Genomic DNA, 18,433 nt, shown 5'->3' on the forward strand with positions numbered 1-18,433 from the left:
TTTCAATACAGGAGTTTAACTAATGGATGCACTAGAACTGCTCGTCAACCGCCGTAGCGCTTCCCGGTTGGCTGAACCGGCACCGACAGGCGAACAACTGGACAATATTATCCGCGCGGGGATGCGTGCGCCGGACCACGGCACGCTACAGCCGTGGCAATTTTTCATTATTGAAGGCGAGGGCCTTGCTCGCTTTGGCAGGACGCTTGAGCAGGGCGCCCTCAGCGCCGGGCTGGACGAAAAAGCGGTAGAAAAAGCACGGACTTCCCCGTCCCGTGCGCCGATGATTATCGCCGTGGTGGCGAAATGTGAAGAGAACCCGAAAGTGCCGCAGTGGGAACAACTGCTCTCGGCAGGCTGTGCTGTGATGGCGATGCAGATGGCGGCGCTGGCGCAGGGTTTCAACGGCATCTGGCGCACCGGTCCATTGACCGACAGTCCGGTTGTGCGCGACGCACTGAACTGCCGCGCGCAGGATAAAGTGGTCGGTTTCTTATACCTTGGCACCCCGCAACTTAAAGCCTCCACGACCATTAGCACGCCGGATACCGCGCCCTTCGTCCGTTATTTCTGATACTTGTTGGTAAAACTGTCTGGATTGTGAGCGAATCGCCGCAATTCGGACAGTCACGCTTATCATGCAACGTTTTGGGCGTTACCATAGCCGGATTGTCCTGACAGGAGTTGTCCATGAACGAACACGGTATTCGTCTGACGCAATACAGCCACGGAGCGGGTTGTGGTTGTAAAATTTCCCCCAAAGTGCTCGATACTATTCTGCATAGCGAGCAAGCGAAGTTTATCGACCCGAACCTTCTTGTGGGGAACGAAACCCGCGATGACGCGGCGGTATACGATCTCGGCAATGGCACCAGCGTTATCAGCACAACCGACTTTTTTATGCCCATTGTCGACAATCCTTTCGATTTTGGCCGGATCGCCGCCACTAACGCCATTAGCGACATTTTCGCCATGGGGGGCAAACCGATCATGGCGATCGCGATTTTAGGCTGGCCTGTCAACAAACTGGCGCCTGAAATTGCCCGTGAAGTTGTCGAAGGTGGCCGCCATGCCTGCCGACTGGCGGGTATTGCGCTGGCGGGTGGGCACTCTATTGATGCGCCAGAGCCCATTTTCGGGCTGGCGGTGACGGGCGTGGTGCCGACCGAGCGCATCAAGAAAAACAGTACCGCGCAGGCGGGCTGCCGACTCTTCCTTACTAAACCGCTCGGCATTGGCGTGCTGACGACCGCCGAGAAAAAATCGCTGTTGAAACCCGAACACATTGGGCTGGCAACGGAGGTGATGTGCCAGATGAACCTGGCCGGCGCCGCGTTTGCGGGCATCAGCGGTGTGAAGGCAATGACCGATGTTACCGGTTTTGGTCTGTTGGGCCACCTCAGTGAAATGTGCCAGGGCGCAGGCGTACAGGCGCAAATCTGGTATCAGGATGTGCCGAAATTACCGGGTGTTGAAGAGTACATTGCGCTTGGTGCGGTACCAGGCGGCACCCAGCGTAATTTCGCCAGCTACGGCCATTTGATGGGCGAGATGCCGGATGCGGTGCGTGATTTACTCTGCGATCCACAAACCTCTGGCGGTTTATTGCTGGCGGTGAACGCCGAGGCAGAAGGCGACGTTTACGCCACGGCGGCAGAATATGGCATTACCCTTGCGGCGGTGGGCGAGCTGGTTAGCGCACGCGCAGGGCGTCCGATGATTGAGATCCGTTAATCCAATGCGGTTGTTTATTGCCGAAAAACCCAGTCTGGGCCGCGCCATTGCGGATGTGCTACCCAAGCCGCATCGCAAAGGCGACGGCTATATTGAATGTGGCAACGGGCAGGTGGTGACCTGGTGTATTGGTCATCTACTGGAGCAGGCGCAGCCGGATGTCTACGACAGCCGCTATGCGCGCTGGAACCTGGCGGATCTGCCTATCGTACCCGAAAAATGGCGGCTCCAGCCACGTCCCTCGGTAACCAAACAGATTAATGTGATCAAGCGTCTGCTCTCTGAGGCGACGGAAGTCGTCCACGCCGGTGACCCGGACAGAGAAGGGCAGTTGCTGGTTGATGAAGTACTCGATTACCTTGAACTGTCGCCGCAAAAGCGTCAGCAGGTCCAGCGCTGCCTGATTAACGATCTTAACCCCCAGGCGGTGGAGCGCGCGATTTCACGCCTGCGCGCTAACAGCGAATTTATTCCTTTGTGCGTTTCGGCACTGGCCCGCGCCCGCGCCGACTGGCTGTACGGCATCAACATGACGCGCGCGTATACATTGCTTGGGCGTAACGCCGGGTATCAGGGGGTGCTTTCCGTTGGTCGCGTACAGACGCCAGTTCTTGGCCTGGTGGTGCGCCGCGACGAAGAGATCGAGAACTTCGTGGCAAAAGATTTTTTCGAAGTGAAGGCGCATATTGTCACCCCGGCAGGGGAGCGGTTCACCGCCCTGTGGCAGCCGAGCGAGGCCTGTGAACCTTATCAGGATGAAGAGGGGCGTTTGCTGCACCGCCCGCTGGCTGAGCACGTGGTCGCGCGTATTTCCGGGCAGCCAGCGAATGTTACCGCCTATAACGATAAACGGGAATCAGAACCGGCGCCGTTACCTTTTTCGCTTTCAGCGCTGCAAATTGAAGCCGCGAAACGCTATGGCCTGAGCGCGCAGAACGTTCTCGATATCTGCCAGAAGCTGTATGAAACCCACAAGCTGATTACCTACCCGCGTTCGGATTGCCGTTATTTACCAGAAGAACATTATGCCGGGCGTCATGCGGTGATGAACGCGATTGGTGCTCATGCACCGGATCTTCTGCCGCAGCCTGTGGTGAACGCCGATTTGCGTAATCGCTGCTGGGATGACAAAAAGGTGGATGCCCACCACGCCATTATTCCCACCGCGCGCAGTTCAAAGGTAAACCTGAGCGAAGGTGAGGCCAATGTTTACACTCTGATTGCGCGTCAGTATCTGATGCAGTTTTGTCCCGATGCGCTGTTCCGTAAATGCCAGATCGACCTCGATATTGCCAACGGCAAATTTATCGCCAAAGCGCGTTTCCTTGCCGAAGCGGGCTGGCGCACGCTGCTGGGGGCCAAAGAGCGTGACGAAGAGAACGATGGCACGCCGCTGCCGGTCGTGGCGAAAGGCGACGAACTTTTGTGTGAAAAAGGTGAGGTCGTGGAGCGTCAGACCCAGCCACCGCGCCACTTTACTGATGCGACGCTGCTTTCCGCGATGACGGGTATTGCCCGCTTTGTGCAGGACAAAGAGCTAAAAAAAATCTTGCGAGCAACGGACGGTCTGGGTACCGAGGCCACCCGCGCAGGCATTATCGAACTGCTGTTTAAGCGCGGTTTTCTGAATAAAAAAGGGCGCTATATCCTCTCGACTGACGCCGGACGTGCGTTGATTCACTCTCTGCCGGAGATGGCCGCCAGACCGGATATGACCGCGCACTGGGAGTCTGTGCTGACGCAAATAAGCGAGAAGCAGTGTCGTTATCAGGACTTTATGCAGCCGCTGGTTGGCACGTTGCATGAGCTGATTCATCAGGCTCGCAATACGCCGGTGCAGCGGTTTCGGGGGATTACCGCCCCGGCGGGTGAGAAGAAAAAAACATCGGGTAAGCGGGCAACACGTAAACCGCGCAAAGATGACCCAACGCCTCCGCAGCCCGCTGCCTGAAGCGCGTATCAGCATATGCATAAGAAGAGGGGCGGTCACGGGGGAAACACCGTGATTTTGCCCAAAGATGACGTTAACTTGCACAATTCGTAAAAAGACGTGATGGCGTCGTCTTCCTGTCACGGCGAAACGGGATTATTATGCGCGCGAACACAGACCATTGAGTAGCAGGACTGGAAAATGAGCGAGCAAAAAGCCATAGAAAGAAGCGAAGTACGTATCCCCGCCACTGTGCGCAACGCGCAATCCGATCGCAAAGAAAAAATGTTCAACGAACTCACCGCGGATGAGCAAATCGCGATCATTCTTAAACGTCACAGGGAAATTGTCTCATCGCTGGTGGTGAACTGAACGCCTGATGAGATTGCCCGGCGGCGTTGCGCTTACCGGGCATGGAACAGGAAAGCCGGGGCGACGCCGTGCCGCCCGGCAGAATGACTCAGATAAGCCCCTGACCTATCATCGCATCCGCCACTTTCACGAAGCCCGCAATATTGGCGCCGCGAACATAGTGAGTCTGCTTACCATCGCCGCCGTACTCCACACAGGCGTGGTGAATATCCAGCATTATGTGGTGCAGCCGCGCATCCACTTTTTCTGCTTTCCAGCCAAGACGCGCCGCGTTCTGTGCCATTTCCAGCCCTGATGTTGCCACCCCTCCGGCATTCGCCGCTTTACCCGGCGCAAACAGGACGCCTGCGTCCAGGAACAGATCGGTCGCCGCAATCGTGGTTGGCATATTGGCGCCCTCAGCGACTGCTTTCACGCCGTTAGCGATAAGCGTACGTGCGGCATCGACATCCAGTTCGTTCTGGGTGGCGCACGGCAGAGCAACATCGACCGGCACTGACCAGGGCTGCTGACCTTCAAGGTACTGCAGACCAAACTCACGGGCGTAATCCGCCACGCGTCCATGCTGCTGCTCTTTAATTTCAATCAGACGCGCCAGTTTTTCGCGGGTGAAGCCCGCTTCATCGACCACGGTACCGTTGGAATCAGAAGCGGTAACCACGCGTGCGCCAAAGGCCATCGCTTTTTCGATAGCATATTGCGCCACGTTACCGGAGCCAGAAACGGCCACGCGCAGGCCTTCCAGACCCATACCATGACGTTTGAGCATCGCCTCGGTGAAATAGACCAGGCCGTAGCCCGTGGCTTCCGGGCGAATTAAACTGCCGCCGAAGGAGAGCCCTTTGCCGGTGAACACGCAGGCATTATTGTTGGAGAGTTTTTTCATCATCCCGGCCATAAAGCCCACTTCACGCGCGCCTACGCCCATATCACCTGCCGGGACATCGGTATCCGGACCCAGATGGCGATACAGTTCGGTCATGAGCGACTGGCAGAAACGCATCACTTCCGCGTCGCTTTTCCCTTTAGGATCAAAATCGCTGCCGCCTTTACCACCGCCCATCGGCAGGGTGGTGAGGGCATTTTTGAAGGTCTGCTCGAAACCAAGGAATTTGAGGATCGACAAATTGACTGACGGATGGAAACGCATGCCGCCCTTAAACGGACCAATGGCGGAGTTAAATTGCACACGCCACGCGCGGTTAACCTGCACCTGGTTTTTATCGTCCACCCACACGACGCGGAATTGAATAACACGTTCCGGCTCAACCAGCCTTTCCAGCAGTGATAACTGACGATAACGCGGGTTTTGTTCGAGAAAAGGCCACAGTGTGGTCATTACTTCACGTACGGCCTGAGCGAACTCGGGCTGATGCGGATCGCGCTTTTGAACGTGGGAAAGAAACGATTCAAGAGAGCATGTCTGTTCCATAGATATAAGAGCCTCTTATGTTGATGGTGTGATTTTATGGTTGTTGTGAGCTAAAAAATCAGCGTTTTTCGACTATATCATCTGCAATATGCGGTAAAGCAAGCAAAAATAGGTCAGCGATATCAAATTAATAATAGGTGCCAAGTCATAACAAAAACCGATGATGAAAGAAAATGCGGTTCGTTAATAGAGATACGTTATAGTGATAAAGGGTTCTATTCAGGAAGAAAATGCTATGAAGCGTTCACTGTGGGGTTGGGGTTGTGTGCTGATGTTCGTCTCAGCGGGGGCCAGTGCGGAGCGACATCTGTCGCCGGATGTACAGGTGAATGTTCCGCCGGAAGTATTTACCTCTGGCGGTCAGCAGAGTTCGCAGCCCTGTAATCAGTGCTGCGTTTATCAGAATCAGAATTACACCGAAGGGGCGGTTATTAAAGCCGAAGGCGTGCTGCTCCAGTGCCAGCGCGATGAACGCACGGTGTCTACAAACCCGCTGGTCTGGCGGCGCGTGAAGCCATAAAGGCCTCCAGCAGTGGGATATCTGCAGGCGCAAGCGGCCAGTTAAAGGCTTCCTGCGGCGCACACCAGATGAGCGCCGCGTGGTGGTGACGGGTAAGCGTGCCGGTGAAGGTCGGCACATGCCATGCGTGCAAATTGATAATGCGCCCGGAAACTTCGCGCTGATGGCTGGCGATATATTCCGTCGGCGTGGCTTCAATGCCAAGCTCTTCGCGAAGTTCGCGTATTAGTGCGTCTGACTGGCTCTCCCCGGCTTCTACCTTACCGCCAGCAAATTCCCACAGCCCCGCCTGATCGCCCTGTTCCGGGCGCTGCGCCAGCAAAATCTGACCATCGCGCTCAATAATGGCGGCGACAACCTCTATCGTTTTAAGCATGATTATCCATTCTTGTGCTGCAGACTCCACTCATACCAGCCGCCATCATATACCCCGATGTTTGTCCAGCCCATGGCGCGCGCGCAGATAAATGCCAGCGAGGCGCGCCAGCCGGTTCCGCAGTAAAAGGCGATTTGCTGGTCTGCGGTAATATTCCATGCGTCCCACATGGCCGTAATGTCATTCGCGCAGCGTAAGGTCGCATCAGGGTTGAGAAAATCCTCGATGCCATCTTTACCGCGTCCGCCACGTCCCCAGCGCGCACCGGGGATGTCGCCCCTGACATCAATATACGCGTAACCACTGGTCGCGCCGGAATACTCAGCCCAGGAACGTACACTCACCACCGAGGCATCCTTACGGTTCAACAACGCCCGGGTCTGCGGCAGGGAAAGCATCAACTGCGGTTGCGCCGGGATCGGTGCACCAAAATCGCGGGCGGGCGTGATGGATAGCGCCTCGCCGGAGGCCACCGGAAAACCAGCGTGAAGCCAGGCTCGCCAGCCACCGTCCAGTACACGCACATCCTGCACCCCGGCATACAATAGAATATGGGCCACGCGCGCGGCGGCAAGCGGGTTACGGCTATAGAGAATGACCGTGGTATCGCAGCAAACGCCGTGCGCGGACAGCACGCCACGCAGAGTCTCAGAAGCGACGACGTTCCACAGCGGCTCGTTTTCCAGCTCCAGGGTGTCGAGATAATCCGCGCCGGGAATATGCCCTTGCCGGAACTCGTCGTGCACACCCCAGCCCGCTTCTATCACCTTCCACGTACCGACGGGCTTCTCGCTGACCTGGCGATGGGTCATTAACGCGTTAAGCCAGCTTGCCGGAACAATATGGTGAAAACCGGGCAGACGCTCAAGTGCAAGAGAGGAGGAAAATGCGTCGCTGATACGCCAGGGCGCATGGAGTCCCTTCTGGTGTAACCAGGCCTCTATCGCGTCATTGTCTTGCGGTGCACCATAGAGCGCGATACGGGTTTCAGCGCTTACCGGGCGCAGGGCAGACCAGGAGGCAAACTGTGCGTCCGTCATCTCGTCCAGCCAGCATGCGGCAAGGTTACGCGCGCCTGGGAGGTGGCCGGATGTCCCGTACAGCGCATCCGGCCAGCCGTTATACAATGCGCTGTCGCGAGTATCGATAACCACGCCATTGTGCTGGCGGAATTGGCAAAGGGTGATGTTTTTAGCCATTGCGTGTCAGGTCCAAGGGGGCGGTCATAACAGGCGACCGCCGCAATGGGAAAGTGACGCTTATTCGACCTTAAACGTAGCCCATACCGGGGCATGGTCGGAGGGTTTATCCATACTGCGGATCGCATAGTCGATGCCGGTTTCGATGCAGCGTTCCGCCAGCGGTGAGCTTGCCAGCAGCAGATCTATACGCAGCCCCCGATTGTCATCAAACCCTTTGGAGCGGTAGTCAAACCACGAGAAGCGCTCGTTATTGTCCGGGTTTGCCGCACGCCAGGTATCCACCAGCCCCCAGTTCACCAGGCGACCCATCCATTCACGCTCTTCCGGTAAAAAGGAGCACTTGCCGGTCCGCAGCCAGCGTTTGCGGTTCTCTTCTCCGATACCGATATCAAGGTCGGTTGGGCTGATGTTCATATCCCCCATGATCAGGACCGGATTCTCTTTTTTCAGCTCATTATCGAGGAAGTTTTGCAGATCCTGGTAAAACTTCTCTTTGGCCGGGAATTTGGTGGGGTGGTCGCGGCTTTCCCCCTGCGGGAAGTAACCATTGATAACGGTAATATTACCCAACGGAGAGGGGATTTCCGCCATGATGATACGGCGCTGGGCTTCTTCGCCGTCGTCCGGGAAACCGCGACGAACGGAGACGGGCGTCGCTTTGGTCAGCAGCGCCACGCCATAGTGCCCTTTTTGCCCATGATAAAAGACGTTGTAACCGAGTTTCGCCACCTCTTCGAGCGGGAACATATCATCATGGACTTTCGTCTCCTGCAGGCCGATCACGTCGGGCTGATGCTGCTCGACAATGGCTTCAAGTTGATGGGGACGGGCTCGCAGGCCGTTGATATTAAAAGAGACAAATTTCATAGTCGCCGCCAGATTGCTGTGGGAAATGTGGCAGGGATGTTAGCAGAAAATGAAGAAGAATGGCTATGGGATTGGGCTGCGGTCCTGGCCTGGAAAGGGGGCAATGCATTTATTAAAGCAAACATCGCCCCCATGCCATTGTTACGCTGAACTTACACACGTCAGCCTTTTCACGCCTTACTTGCGATACTGTTCGCTCCCCCATGCCAGCATCCCTTCCAGTAATTGTTGCAATAAGGACTGCAAGGCAGGGGCCCGGGTTTCAGACCAGGCATAAGGGGGCGTTTCATCCATATAGTTCACCTGCGCCAGTTCAAGCTGCACGGCGTGGATATCGGCATCGGGTTGGCCATACGCTCGGGTGATATAACCCCCTTTGAAACGCCCGTTAAGCACATGGCTGAACCGCGACTGTTGCTGGCAAATGCCCGTCAGCACTTCACTTAATTCGGGCGAGCAACTGGCGCCGTTATTGGTGCCGAGGTTTAAATCGGGTAACTGTCCGTCAAACAACCGCGGGATAACCGACGCAATGGAGTGCGCATCAAAGAGCAGCGCATAACCAAACTGCTGCTTAATCCGGGCAAGTTCGGACTGAATCCGCTGATGATACGGCTGCCAGATTTGCGCCAGATAATCCTGACGCCGGGCGTCGGTCGGTATCTTGCCGGGCTTAAACGTGTCACGACCATCAAACAGGGTGTCCGGATAAAGGCCCGTCGTTGCCGTGGTGTAGAGCGGTTTGTCGTCAGAGGGCCGGTTCAGGTCGATAACAAAACGGGAATAATTCCCGACCAGCACACTGGCCCCTAGCGCCCGGGCAAAATCATACAGGCGTGGAATGTGCCAGTCCGTATCACCCAGCGGCTGTGCCGCCTCGCTGAGGCCTTCTGCGACCTCAGGCGTCAGGCGTATTCCTGCGTGGGGAATACTGATCAGCAGCGGCGATGTGCCCGCCGTGAATTCATAGGGGACGGTGATGGGTGAAAGACTCATAGATAATGGTTTCCTCGAACGTTTCCGCGATAGACCACCGTGCAGGGCAGCTCTCCGCCCAGCCAGTAGACCAGCTCAGCCGGTCGCGAGAGCGGCCAGTGGATAAAATCAGCCGCCTTGCCCGGTGCCAGCGTGCCGTGAGTGTCCTGCAAACCGAGCGCGCGAGCGCCGTGGCAGGTTACTCCGGCCAGCGCTTCTTCCGGTGTCAGGCCAAACAGCGTGCAGCCCATGTTCAGCATCAGGCGCAGCGAGAGCACCGGGGAGGTGCCGGGGTTAGCATCGCTCGCCAGCGCCATTGGCACCTTATGCTGGCGGAAGAAGGCCACCGGCGGCTGCTGTTTTTCGCGCAATAAATAGAACGCACCGGGCAACAATACGGCAACGGTCCCGCCGGCCGCCATGGCGATGGCATCGTCTTCGGTGGCATATTCCAGGTGATCGGCTGACAGGGCGCCATGGCGGGCTGCAAGCGCACTGCCGTGCAGTGAAGAGAGCTGCTCCGCATGCAATTTCACCGGCAGGCCCAGGGCTTTTGCGGCGTTGAACACCTGCTCAACCTGGGCCGGGGAGAACGCCAGATGCTCGCAAAACGCGTCGACAGCATCGGCCAGGTTTTCCCGGGCGACAATCGGCAGCAGGGTGTCGCAAATCAGGCGGATATACTCATCGGGCCGGTTTTTATATTCGGGAGGGAGCGCATGCGCGGCAAGACAGGTGGATTTAACCTCCACCGCAAGCCGCGTCGCTAAGGTGCGGATCACCCGAAGCATTTTCAGTTCGCTGTCGATAGAAAGCCCATAACCCGATTTTATCTCAACACAGGTGACGCCTTCGGCTAACAGCGGGCGCAGCCGGAATAGCGCCGATTCGATCAACTCCTCTTCTGTAGCCTCACGGGTGGCGTTAACCGTGGAGATTATTCCACCGCCGCTTGCCGCGATCTCCGCATAACTTACGCCATTAAGCCGCTGCTCAAACTCGCCGCTGCGATTGCCGCCAAAGACCAGATGAGTATGGCAATCAACAAAGCCGGGCGTAATGATCCCGCCGGCAAACTCATGCTGTTCGGCGTCGGGAAAAAGAGGGCAATCAGCAACCGGGCCGAGCCAGACGATTTTCCCGTCAGCCACGACGATAGCGCCGTTTTCTATCAGGTTATAGTGTCCGTCTTGCATCGTTACCAGCGTGGCGCCACGCCATACGCTATCGCAACGGGCTGGTGGTGTCGTGGAAAACGGCAAAGGGTCGGTTAACGACATGACACACTCCGGGTTGGATTTATCTTGTATAGACAATTAAAGTCAACCTAACGCATAACCGAAAACGCGGCAAGGCGAGCAGAAAGAGTTTTTTCTTATTGCTGGCTGGCTTACATATTCAGGAACGCGATAGCGACCACAAAGCCGCTATCGGTAACGCGGAAATTAGCCGTGGCTGGTGAAACGGCCAAACAGCTGGTAGCGCGAGCCCGGGTAAACCAGGCGGGCAGAGGTAACGATGCGGCTGCCGCTCCAGGTACGGCGGTGGATAAGCAGGCAGGGTTCATGTTCTGCCAGTTGCAGTAATTCGCGCTGCTCGTCGCTGGCGCTGACCGCTTCTACCCGATGTTCACCTGCCGTCAACGGCGATATTTCCATCAGATAGGTGTAAGGCATCTGTTTGTTGAAAACCTGGCGCAGATAATCCGGCGCGGCGGCCGGGTTAACGTAACGGTCTTCGATTTGCACCGGCACATTGTTTTCGTAATGGACGATCTGCGAATAGAACAGGGTGTCGCCGGGCGCGATCCCTAATTGCATGGCTTGATCGGCATCGGCCTCGCGGGCTTCGCACACCAGAATTTTACTGTCGTGATGATGGCCACGCTGGGCGATTTCATCAGCAATATTATGCACTTCCAGCATTGGCGTGTAGGCCTTTGCTTCTGCCACGAAGGTGCCGACACCCTGCATGCGGATAAGAAAACCTTCGCTGGTCAGTTCACGCAGCGCACGGTTAATGGTCATGCGGCTTACGCCAATCTCATTGACCAGTTCGCTTTCTGATGGAATACGTTGATGGGGCTTCCAGGCGCCAGAGCGAATCTGGCCGATGATTGCCTGCTTCACGCGCTGATAAATCGGGGCAGGGGTATCACTCATGGCGGCGGCAAGCTCAGACAGTGCCTGCCGGGTCACGCCGTGTTGTGCTACACCGTTCGGTGAAGGCTCCGACATTTTCTTACCTCTCAAAAGATCCACAGGTATCAGGAACGTTTTCACAACGCCCGGCTATCTCCACCACGCAGGGGATCAGCACAGGTGGCCGAAAAACGAAAAATAGTAAAAAAAACACGCTGCAAGTTTACAGCCAATTCAGGCATATGTATATGTATAGACAAATTGGTCAAAGGTTTGGCAGTAGCCTGCGCAAAGGTGTGCAGGCTTTGCTTTCCCCTTCTCAGGAACGTTGTTATGCCTGCATATTTTGCTCCACGTGTCTTGCTTGCTACGGGTTGGGCGCACAATGTCCGACTGGAGGTTGATGAACTCGGCATGCTGACCGCCATCACGCCGGAAGCCTCTTCCCATGAGAGTATCCCTCTTTCCGGCCCGGTGGTGCCAGGGATGCCAAACCTGCATTCTCATGCCTTTCAGCGCGTTATGGCCGGGCTTGCGGAGGTGGCGGGCGACCCGCAGGACAGCTTCTGGACCTGGCGGGAACTTATGTATCGCATGGTGCAGCGTCTGACCCCGGAACAGGTCGGTGTGATTGCCCGCCAGCTCTATATTGAGATGCTCAAAGGCGGCTATACCCAGGTCGCTGAATTCCACTATCTGCATAATGACATTAGCGGCAAGCCCTATGCCGATCGCGGTGAGATGACCGCTCACCTGAGCGCCGCAGCCAGGGACGCGGGGATTGGCCTGACACTCCTGCCGGTGCTATACAGCTATGCCGGGTTTGGCGGACAGCCTGCACAGGCGGGGCAACAACGCTTTATTCAGGATGTCGACAGTTATTTACAGCAGCAGGCGGTGATTCAACGGCAAATTAACGGCAACGCGCTGCAAAACCTGGGGCTGTGTTTCCATTCCCTGCGTGCGGTCACTCCGGAACAAATGTACCAGGTGCTGAAAGCCAGCGACCCGACGCTCCCGGTGCATATTCATATCGCCGAGCAGCAAAAAGAGGTCAACGACTGTCTGAACTGGAGCGGTCAGCGCCCCATCAGTTGGTTGTATGACCATCTGGATATCAATGCTCGCTGGTGCCTGATTCATGCCACCCACGCGGATGCCTACGAAGTGACGAAAATGGCGCACAGCGGTGCGGTTGCCGGCCTGTGCCCGACCACCGAAGCGAATCTTGGCGACGGTATTTTCCCGGGCGTTGACTATCTGGCACAGGAAGGACGCTGGGGCATTGGCTCAGACAGCCATGTCTCGCTCAACGTAGTGGAAGAGTTACGCTGGCTGGAATATGGTCAGCGTCTGCGTGACCAGCGGCGTAATCGACTGATTGCGCAGGAGCAAACGCGGGTAGGGGATGTACTTTACCTGCAGGCGTTATCCGGTGGCGCGCAGGCTTGCGGCGTGCCGGTGGGGCAACTCTCGGTCGGTTATCGCGCCGACTGGCTGGTGCTCGACAATCAGGACCCTTATCTGGCTGCGGCCACCGACAACGCGTTGCTTAACCGCTGGCTATTTGCGGGGCATGTTGGTCAGATTCGCGATGTTTATGTTGGCGGCGTTGCGCGCGTTGTCGATGGGGTTCATCCGCAGCAACAGGCTGCAGCGTCAGATTTTCTGCAACTGCTGCAACAGCTTTCTCAGGAGAGCGCATGAACAACTGGCATCCGTTTTCCCTCGGCAGATTGCCGGTGAGTCGCTGGCGCAATGGTGGGGGAGAAACCCGCGAGATCGTCAGTTGGCCGCAGGGGGCGCCGGAATTTGACTGGCGCGCCAGTATTGCCACTATCGCTGCCGATGGCCCGTTTTCCGCCTTCCCGGGGATTGACCGTTCGATAACGTTACTGAGCGGAGAGGGCGTGAATCTGTCAGATGGTGGGCAGCTTAACCACCGCCTGAGCACCGTCGGCGCACCGTTTCCTTTCAGTGGCGATCTCTCTCTGAGCGCACATCTCCTGGGCGGTACGACGATGGATTTCAACCTGATGACGCGCCGCACGACCTGCGCCTCCCGGGTGGTCGCCCTGCGTGAGCGCGGGACAATCACTGCGGAGAAAGGTGGAGTGTTGTATGCCATTGAGGGCGACTGGCAACTGCCGGACGGCACCCATTTTGGCACAGGCGAGGGTTTCTGGTGGTCAACAAGCGACGGGCAAGCACAGGCGCAATGGACGATTTCGCCGCTGGCACAATCGCAACCTGGATGTCGCTTGCTGTTGTGGGCTGCGGTCACGGACTAACCCGGGGCAGGCTGCACTGAAATGGCGCGCCGGGCGCACTACTTTGATTCTTCAGGCCCACGGACCGTGGGCGAAAGCAACGATACGGGCGTACTTCCGGACTGGCACAAAGCTTGCTTTATCTTTCTCGGCTTAATTGTATAGACAAGAATATACAGTAGCGTCATTCGCCGGTGGCAATTTGCTGCGCAGGCATTCCCCGAGACAGGTAATTTGGCAGGAGTGGCAGATGAGCAACATGATTTCCAGGACTGTACTAAAGCGTTCATTATCTCTGTTAGGTCTGGCAGTCGCGTTAGGTGGTGTGGCTAACACAGCGCTGGCGGCGGATACGCCAGTGGCGATCGGGATTTCCGGCTGGACCGGCTTTGCGCCGCTGACCCTGGCTGACAAAGCGGGCATTTTCAAAAAGAACGGTCTTGATGTGACCCTGAAAATGGTCCCGCAGCAATCCCGTCATCTGGCGATTGCCTCCGGCTCGCTGCAGTGCGCGGCGACCACGGTAGAAACCTATCTCACCTGGAATGCCAGCGGTGTGCCGATTAAGCAAATCGTGCAACTGGATAAATCGTACGGCGCGGACGGTATCGCAGTGCGCAGCGGTATCAATAGCGTCGCGGATTTGAAAGGCAAAACCATCAGCGTCGATGCCCCCGGCACCTCATCTTATTTTCTGCTGGCGTGGATCCTCGATAAAAACGGCATGACGATGAAAGACGTCAAGCTTGCGACCTTAGGGCCGGACGCCGCCGCACATGCGTTTATTGCCGGGCAGAACGATGCCGCCGTGACCTACGAACCCTATCTCTCCAACATTCGCCAGAGTCCGGATAAGGGCAAAATCCTGACCACCACGCTCGACTATCCTATGGTCATGGATACCCTCGGCTGCACGCCTTCCTGGCTGGATAAAAACCCGAAAGCGGCCCAGGCGCTGGTCAATAGCTACTTCGAAGCACTGGATATGATCAAAGCTGACCCGGATAAAGCCAATGAAATCATGGGCGCGGCGGTGAAAGAGACCGGTAAACAGTTTGCCGAAGAGTCCAGCTATCTGCGCTGGCAGGATCGCGATGCGAACAAAAAATTCTTTAGCGGCGAAATCGTGAGCTTCACCAATGAGGCGGCACGTCTGCTCACGGAGATGAAAATTCTGCGTAAAACGCCGGACATCAACACGTTGTATGACGCGAAGTACGTTACTCAGCCATGAAGGACCACGATATGAACAGTCCTGTCAGTCAGGCCGCGGACTACGCCAGCAAGACCACGACAGACTTACGCGAGCCGGCACCTCTGCCGGCAAGCAAAAAGGTCTGGCATAACCCGATGATGGTGCCATTACGCCCCGTTGCGCCACGGCACCGCTGGTTTCTGGGTTTCTGCTTCTTTGTGCTGTTTTTCGCCTTATGGGCGCTGGTGACCTTTACCGGCCTGGTTGCTCCGACCTTCCTCGCAAGCCCAGCCAGTATGCTACAGGAAGGGGTGTTGCTGTTTACCGATTTCGATTTCACCACGGATATCGGTATGACAGTAATGCGTGTACTGGGCGGGTTTATCCTGGCCTGCGTTATTGCCGTGCCGCTGGGTATCTGGATGGGTTCATACAAACTTATCGAAGCCTTCTTCGAGCCGTTTGTCTCATTTTGTCGCTATCTGCCTGCTTCCGCGTTTGTGCCTCTGCTGATCCTGTGGGCCGGTATTGGTGAAATGCAGAAGATCCTGGTGATTTTTATTGGCTCTTTCTTCCAGATAACCCTGATGGTGGCTGTCGCCGTAGGGGCTGCGCGTCGCGATCTGGTTGAGGCGGCCTACACCCTGGGGGCGACCAATAAAAGCGTGGTGCGTCGGGTGATTATTCCCGGTGCGGCGCCAGAAATCGCCGAGCTTTTACGTCTGGTGCTCGGCTGGGCCTGGACCTATGTCATTGTGGCGGAGCTTATCGGTTCATCCAGCGGGATAGGCCATATGATTGTCAACAGCCAGGCGCTACTCAACACCGGGCAGATGATCTTCGGCATTATCGTCATTGGCTGTATCGGATTGCTCTCCGACCTGTTGTTTAAAGCGGTTAACCGCCGCCTGTTTGTATGGAGTTCTCTGTAATGAACTATCCGAAGCTGAGTGTTCGCCAGGTGGAGCGTGTCTTCAGTGGCCCGAAAGGTGAAAAAACCCAGGCCCTGTTGCCGGTGGATTATCAGGTCAATGAGAACGATTTTATTACCATCCTCGGCCCTTCCGGCTGCGGGAAATCGACGCTTCTGCGCATTGTCGCCGGGCTGGATCAGCCCACGAGTGGTGAAGTCTGGCTGGATGGGGAACTCGTTGACGGCCCCGGCGCGGACCGCGGCATGGTATTCCAGAGCTATACGCTTTTTCCCTGGCTCACCGTTGAGCAAAATATCCGCTTCGGTTTACAGGAGCGAGGCGTGAGTAAAGCGGCGCAAAAGGAGCGCAGCGACTACTTTATTAATAAGGTCGGTTTGCGTGGGTTTGAGCATCACTTCCCACGTCAACTGTCAGGCGGCATGCAGCAACGTACGGCTATTGCCCGTGCGCTGGCCAATGACCCGAAAATTCTGCTGATGGATGAACCCTTTGGCGCGCTCGACAACCAGACGCGTGTGATGATGCAGGAGCTACTGCTGTCGATATGGGAGTCCTCGCGAAAAACGGTTCTGTTTGTGACCCACGATATTGATGAAGCCATTTTTATGGCCAATAAAGTGGCGATTTTCAGCGCCCGCCCAGGGAGAATCAAAACCGAAGTGGCGGTGAATTTTCCGCACCCGCGTGATTACACGTTAAAGACGTCACCGGAGTTTATGACGCTCAAGGCGCGGATAACGGAAGAAATTCGTACCGAAACGATGCAGACCATGGATCATTGATCGGTTATTTTTTGCGTCGTGTTGCCACTTTTTTGTCAGGTTGTGCGTAAGCACCCGGTGGGCCGAGTCCTGACCGGGTATATTTTCAGCTCTACTTGTATATACAGGAATAGATTATGGCTCCTTCATCCTCCGGTTTCACCCTTTGCCGCCTGCAGCCAGGCCATGTAGACCTGCCCATGCTGCGCCAGATTTATCAGGGCAACGTTCATCTCGCGCTGGCGGAAGAGGCCCGTGCCGATGTGCTGGCCTCTCAGGAGACGGTTACCCGCATTGTGGCATCGGGGGACGTGGTGTACGGCATCAATACCGGGTTTGGCAAACTGGCGCAGACCCGTATTCCGGCCGAACGCCTGGCGGAATTACAGCGCAATCTGGTGTTGTCGCACAGTGTGGGGACGGGTAAAAATCTGGCGGATAACATTGTGCGCCTGGTGATGGCAACGAAGATCCTCAGTCTTTCGCGTGGCCATTCCGGCATTCGCATTGACGTGATTGACGCCCTGATTACGCTCTTCAATGCCGGGGTCTATCCCTGCATTCCGGAAAAAGGTTCGGTAGGGGCATCCGGCGATTTAGCCCCGCTGGCGCACCTGTCGCTTATGCTGATTGGTGAAGGCATGGTGACGGTGCAGGGCAACACAATGCCTGCGGTGGAAGGTCTGGCAAGTGCGGGGATACGCCCGTTTGAACTCGGGCCGAAAGAGGGGCTGGCGCTGCTTAACGGCACTCAGGTGTCGACCTCCCTCGCGCTGTCGGGGCTGTTTGAAGCCGAACGCGTCTTTTCCGCCGGGCTGGTGGCCGGCGCGCTGTCGCTGGAAGCCATCAAAGGTTCCGTTAAACCGCTCGACCCGCGTATTCATGAAGCCCGCGGACAGCAAGGGCAGATTGCCGTGGCGGCCGCGCTGAACAAAATTCTCGCCGGGAGCGACATTGTGACCTCCCATGCGACATGTGGCCGCGTACAGGATCCGTATTCCATTCGCTGCGTGCCTCAGGTGATGGGCGCATGTCTTGATAACTTGCACCATGCCGCACGCATCTTGCGCATCGAAGCCAATGCCGCTTCAGATAATCCACTGGTCTTTGCCGAAAACGGCGATGTGATTTCCGGTGGTAATTTCCACGCCGAACCGGTGGCCTTCGCCGCCGACATTATTGCGCTGGCGGTCGCTGAGACTGGCGCCATCTCGGAGCGTCGTATGGCCCTGTTGTTGGATACAGGGTTATCCGGTTTGCCGCCATTTCTGGTGCGTGACGGCGGTGTGAACTCCGGCTTTATGATTGCCCAGGTTACCGCCGCCGCGCTGGCCTCGGAAAACAAATCGCTGGCCCATCCAGGCAGCGTCGACAGCCTGCCCACCTCTGCGAATCAGGAAGACCATGTCTCAATGGCGACCTACGCCGCGCGCCGTCTGGGGGATATGTGTTTCAACACCAGCGTTGTGGTTGGCATTGAAGCGATGGCGGCCGCGCAAGGGGTGGATTTCCATCGTCCGCTGCAAAGCTCAAAAACGCTGGAAAACGAAATGAACGCCATTCGCCAGAACGTCGCGTTTCTTGAAAAGGATCGCCTGATGGCGCCGGACGTCGAAATGATGCGTCTGTGGGCGTCCCGCGAACACTGGCCCGCAGAAATCGAAGCGCTGTTGCCGAGCTTCGCCTGATACCGCTGTGCAAAAAATTCAAATTTAGAGAAGGA

General features: G+C 56.6%; 18 protein-coding genes. 11 read left to right on the plus strand and 7 right to left on the minus strand.

The window, feature by feature from the left end:
* The first annotated feature begins 22 nt into the window (after positions 1-22).
* From AB182_RS09985 to AB182_RS32555, 4 genes are all read left to right on the plus strand, one after another.
* Positions 23-574, plus strand: a complete 552-nt coding sequence (locus tag AB182_RS09985; protein WP_047369936.1) for an NAD(P)H nitroreductase — start codon at positions 23-25, stop codon at positions 572-574.
* A 116-nt stretch (positions 575-690) separates the two neighbouring features.
* Positions 691-1,734 carry a selenide, water dikinase SelD gene (gene selD / locus AB182_RS09990; RefSeq protein ID WP_047369937.1) on the plus strand — a complete coding sequence of 348 codons (1,044 nt, stop codon included), beginning with the start codon at positions 691-693 and terminating at the stop codon, positions 1,732-1,734.
* A gap of 4 nt (positions 1,735-1,738) precedes the next feature.
* The gene (locus tag AB182_RS09995; protein ID WP_047369938.1) at positions 1,739-3,685 is read left to right on the plus strand and encodes a DNA topoisomerase III; all 1,947 of its coding nucleotides are present in this window, start codon (positions 1,739-1,741) and stop codon (positions 3,683-3,685) included.
* 180 nt (positions 3,686-3,865) lie between these two features.
* Positions 3,866-4,036, plus strand: coding sequence for a hypothetical protein (locus tag AB182_RS32555; protein WP_167337872.1), 171 nt, complete (start codon positions 3,866-3,868; stop codon positions 4,034-4,036).
* 88 nt (positions 4,037-4,124) lie between these two features.
* Here the strand turns inward: AB182_RS32555 and gdhA are convergent, their stop codons facing one another.
* Entirely contained in the window at positions 4,125-5,468 is a 1,344-nt protein-coding gene (gene gdhA, locus AB182_RS10000) for an NADP-specific glutamate dehydrogenase (RefSeq protein WP_047369939.1), read from the minus strand.
* Positions 5,469-5,703: 235 nt separating this feature from the next.
* Here gdhA and AB182_RS10005 point away from each other — a divergent pair, with 235 nt between their 5' ends.
* Positions 5,704-5,988 carry a YnjH family protein gene (locus AB182_RS10005; RefSeq protein ID WP_047369940.1) on the plus strand — a complete coding sequence of 95 codons (285 nt, stop codon included), beginning with the start codon at positions 5,704-5,706 and terminating at the stop codon, positions 5,986-5,988.
* On the opposite strand, the gene AB182_RS10010 is transcribed toward AB182_RS10005, so the two are convergent.
* From AB182_RS10010 to hutC, 6 genes are all read right to left on the minus strand, one after another.
* Positions 5,951-6,364: a pyrimidine (deoxy)nucleoside triphosphate diphosphatase gene (locus AB182_RS10010; protein ID WP_047369941.1), complete on the minus strand. Its 414-nt coding sequence runs from the start codon at positions 6,362-6,364 to the stop codon at positions 5,951-5,953. The genes AB182_RS10005 and AB182_RS10010 overlap by 38 nt on opposite strands.
* Positions 6,365-6,366: 2 nt before the next feature.
* Complete coding sequence (locus AB182_RS10015) at positions 6,367-7,563, minus strand: sulfurtransferase (protein ID WP_047369942.1); 1,197 nt, start codon at positions 7,561-7,563, stop codon at positions 6,367-6,369.
* Between the two features lie 60 nt (positions 7,564-7,623).
* Entirely contained in the window at positions 7,624-8,433 is an 810-nt protein-coding gene (gene xthA / locus AB182_RS10020) for an exodeoxyribonuclease III (protein ID WP_047369943.1), read from the minus strand.
* A 177-nt stretch (positions 8,434-8,610) separates the two neighbouring features.
* A complete protein-coding gene (gene hutG, locus AB182_RS10025; protein ID WP_047369944.1) occupies positions 8,611-9,429 on the minus strand; it encodes an N-formylglutamate deformylase in 819 nt (272 codons plus the stop codon).
* Positions 9,426-10,688 carry an imidazolonepropionase gene (gene hutI / locus AB182_RS10030; protein ID WP_047369945.1) on the minus strand — a complete coding sequence of 421 codons (1,263 nt, stop codon included), beginning with the start codon at positions 10,686-10,688 and terminating at the stop codon, positions 9,426-9,428. The genes hutG and hutI overlap by 4 nt, the downstream gene beginning before the upstream one ends.
* Before the next feature lie 165 nt (positions 10,689-10,853).
* Positions 10,854-11,645, minus strand: a complete 792-nt coding sequence (gene hutC / locus AB182_RS10035; RefSeq protein ID WP_047369946.1) for a histidine utilization repressor — start codon at positions 11,643-11,645, stop codon at positions 10,854-10,856.
* A 237-nt stretch (positions 11,646-11,882) separates the two neighbouring features.
* Here hutC and AB182_RS10040 point away from each other — a divergent pair, with 237 nt between their 5' ends.
* The 6 genes from AB182_RS10040 to hutH all read left to right on the plus strand — a co-directional run bounded on the left by AB182_RS10040 (position 11,883) and on the right by hutH (position 18,398).
* Positions 11,883-13,256 (plus strand): formimidoylglutamate deiminase, encoded by a 1,374-nt coding sequence (locus tag AB182_RS10040; RefSeq protein ID WP_047369947.1) that lies wholly within the window; start codon positions 11,883-11,885, stop codon positions 13,254-13,256.
* Entirely contained in the window at positions 13,253-13,840 is a 588-nt protein-coding gene (locus tag AB182_RS10045) for a HutD/Ves family protein (RefSeq protein WP_047369948.1), read from the plus strand. The genes AB182_RS10040 and AB182_RS10045 overlap by 4 nt, the downstream gene beginning before the upstream one ends.
* Before the next feature lie 229 nt (positions 13,841-14,069).
* A complete protein-coding gene (locus AB182_RS10050) occupies positions 14,070-15,053 on the plus strand; it encodes an ABC transporter substrate-binding protein (RefSeq protein WP_047369949.1) in 984 nt (327 codons plus the stop codon).
* An 11-nt stretch (positions 15,054-15,064) separates the two neighbouring features.
* Positions 15,065-15,946 (plus strand): ABC transporter permease, encoded by an 882-nt coding sequence (locus tag AB182_RS10055; protein WP_047369950.1) that lies wholly within the window; start codon positions 15,065-15,067, stop codon positions 15,944-15,946.
* On the plus strand, positions 15,946-16,731 hold the full coding sequence (locus tag AB182_RS10060; protein WP_047369951.1) for an ABC transporter ATP-binding protein: 786 nt from the start codon (positions 15,946-15,948) through the stop codon (positions 16,729-16,731). Before AB182_RS10055 ends, AB182_RS10060 begins: the two co-directional genes overlap by 1 nt.
* A 116-nt stretch (positions 16,732-16,847) precedes the next feature.
* Complete coding sequence (gene hutH, locus AB182_RS10065) at positions 16,848-18,398, plus strand: histidine ammonia-lyase (protein WP_047369952.1); 1,551 nt, start codon at positions 16,848-16,850, stop codon at positions 18,396-18,398.
* Positions 18,399-18,433 lie beyond the last annotated feature (35 nt).

The organism is Phytobacter ursingii (assembly GCF_001022135.1).
Taxonomy (GTDB): Bacteria; Pseudomonadota; Gammaproteobacteria; order Enterobacterales; family Enterobacteriaceae; genus Phytobacter; species Phytobacter ursingii.

Excerpts from the sequence above, each read along its gene's own strand:
- AB182_RS09985 (WP_047369936.1), top strand. The coding sequence starts at position 23 with ATGGATGCACTAGAACTGCTCGTCAACCGCCGTAGCGCTTCCCGGTTG.
- selD (WP_047369937.1), top strand. The coding sequence starts at position 691 with ATGAACGAACACGGTATTCGTCTGACGCAATACAGCCACGGAGCGGGT.
- AB182_RS09995 (WP_047369938.1), top strand. The coding sequence starts at position 1,739 with ATGCGGTTGTTTATTGCCGAAAAACCCAGTCTGGGCCGCGCCATTGCG.
- AB182_RS32555 (WP_167337872.1), top strand. The coding sequence starts at position 3,866 with ATGAGCGAGCAAAAAGCCATAGAAAGAAGCGAAGTACGTATCCCCGCC.
- gdhA (WP_047369939.1), bottom strand. The coding sequence starts at position 5,468 with ATGGAACAGACATGCTCTCTTGAATCGTTTCTTTCCCACGTTCAAAAG.
- AB182_RS10005 (WP_047369940.1), top strand. The coding sequence starts at position 5,704 with ATGAAGCGTTCACTGTGGGGTTGGGGTTGTGTGCTGATGTTCGTCTCA.
- AB182_RS10010 (WP_047369941.1), bottom strand. The coding sequence starts at position 6,364 with ATGCTTAAAACGATAGAGGTTGTCGCCGCCATTATTGAGCGCGATGGT.
- AB182_RS10015 (WP_047369942.1), bottom strand. The coding sequence starts at position 7,563 with ATGGCTAAAAACATCACCCTTTGCCAATTCCGCCAGCACAATGGCGTG.
- xthA (WP_047369943.1), bottom strand. The coding sequence starts at position 8,433 with ATGAAATTTGTCTCTTTTAATATCAACGGCCTGCGAGCCCGTCCCCAT.
- hutG (WP_047369944.1), bottom strand. The coding sequence starts at position 9,429 with ATGAGTCTTTCACCCATCACCGTCCCCTATGAATTCACGGCGGGCACA.
- hutI (WP_047369945.1), bottom strand. The coding sequence starts at position 10,688 with ATGTCGTTAACCGACCCTTTGCCGTTTTCCACGACACCACCAGCCCGT.
- hutC (WP_047369946.1), bottom strand. The coding sequence starts at position 11,645 with ATGTCGGAGCCTTCACCGAACGGTGTAGCACAACACGGCGTGACCCGG.
- AB182_RS10040 (WP_047369947.1), top strand. The coding sequence starts at position 11,883 with ATGCCTGCATATTTTGCTCCACGTGTCTTGCTTGCTACGGGTTGGGCG.
- AB182_RS10045 (WP_047369948.1), top strand. The coding sequence starts at position 13,253 with ATGAACAACTGGCATCCGTTTTCCCTCGGCAGATTGCCGGTGAGTCGC.
- AB182_RS10050 (WP_047369949.1), top strand. The coding sequence starts at position 14,070 with ATGAGCAACATGATTTCCAGGACTGTACTAAAGCGTTCATTATCTCTG.
- AB182_RS10055 (WP_047369950.1), top strand. The coding sequence starts at position 15,065 with ATGAACAGTCCTGTCAGTCAGGCCGCGGACTACGCCAGCAAGACCACG.
- AB182_RS10060 (WP_047369951.1), top strand. The coding sequence starts at position 15,946 with ATGAACTATCCGAAGCTGAGTGTTCGCCAGGTGGAGCGTGTCTTCAGT.
- hutH (WP_047369952.1), top strand. The coding sequence starts at position 16,848 with ATGGCTCCTTCATCCTCCGGTTTCACCCTTTGCCGCCTGCAGCCAGGC.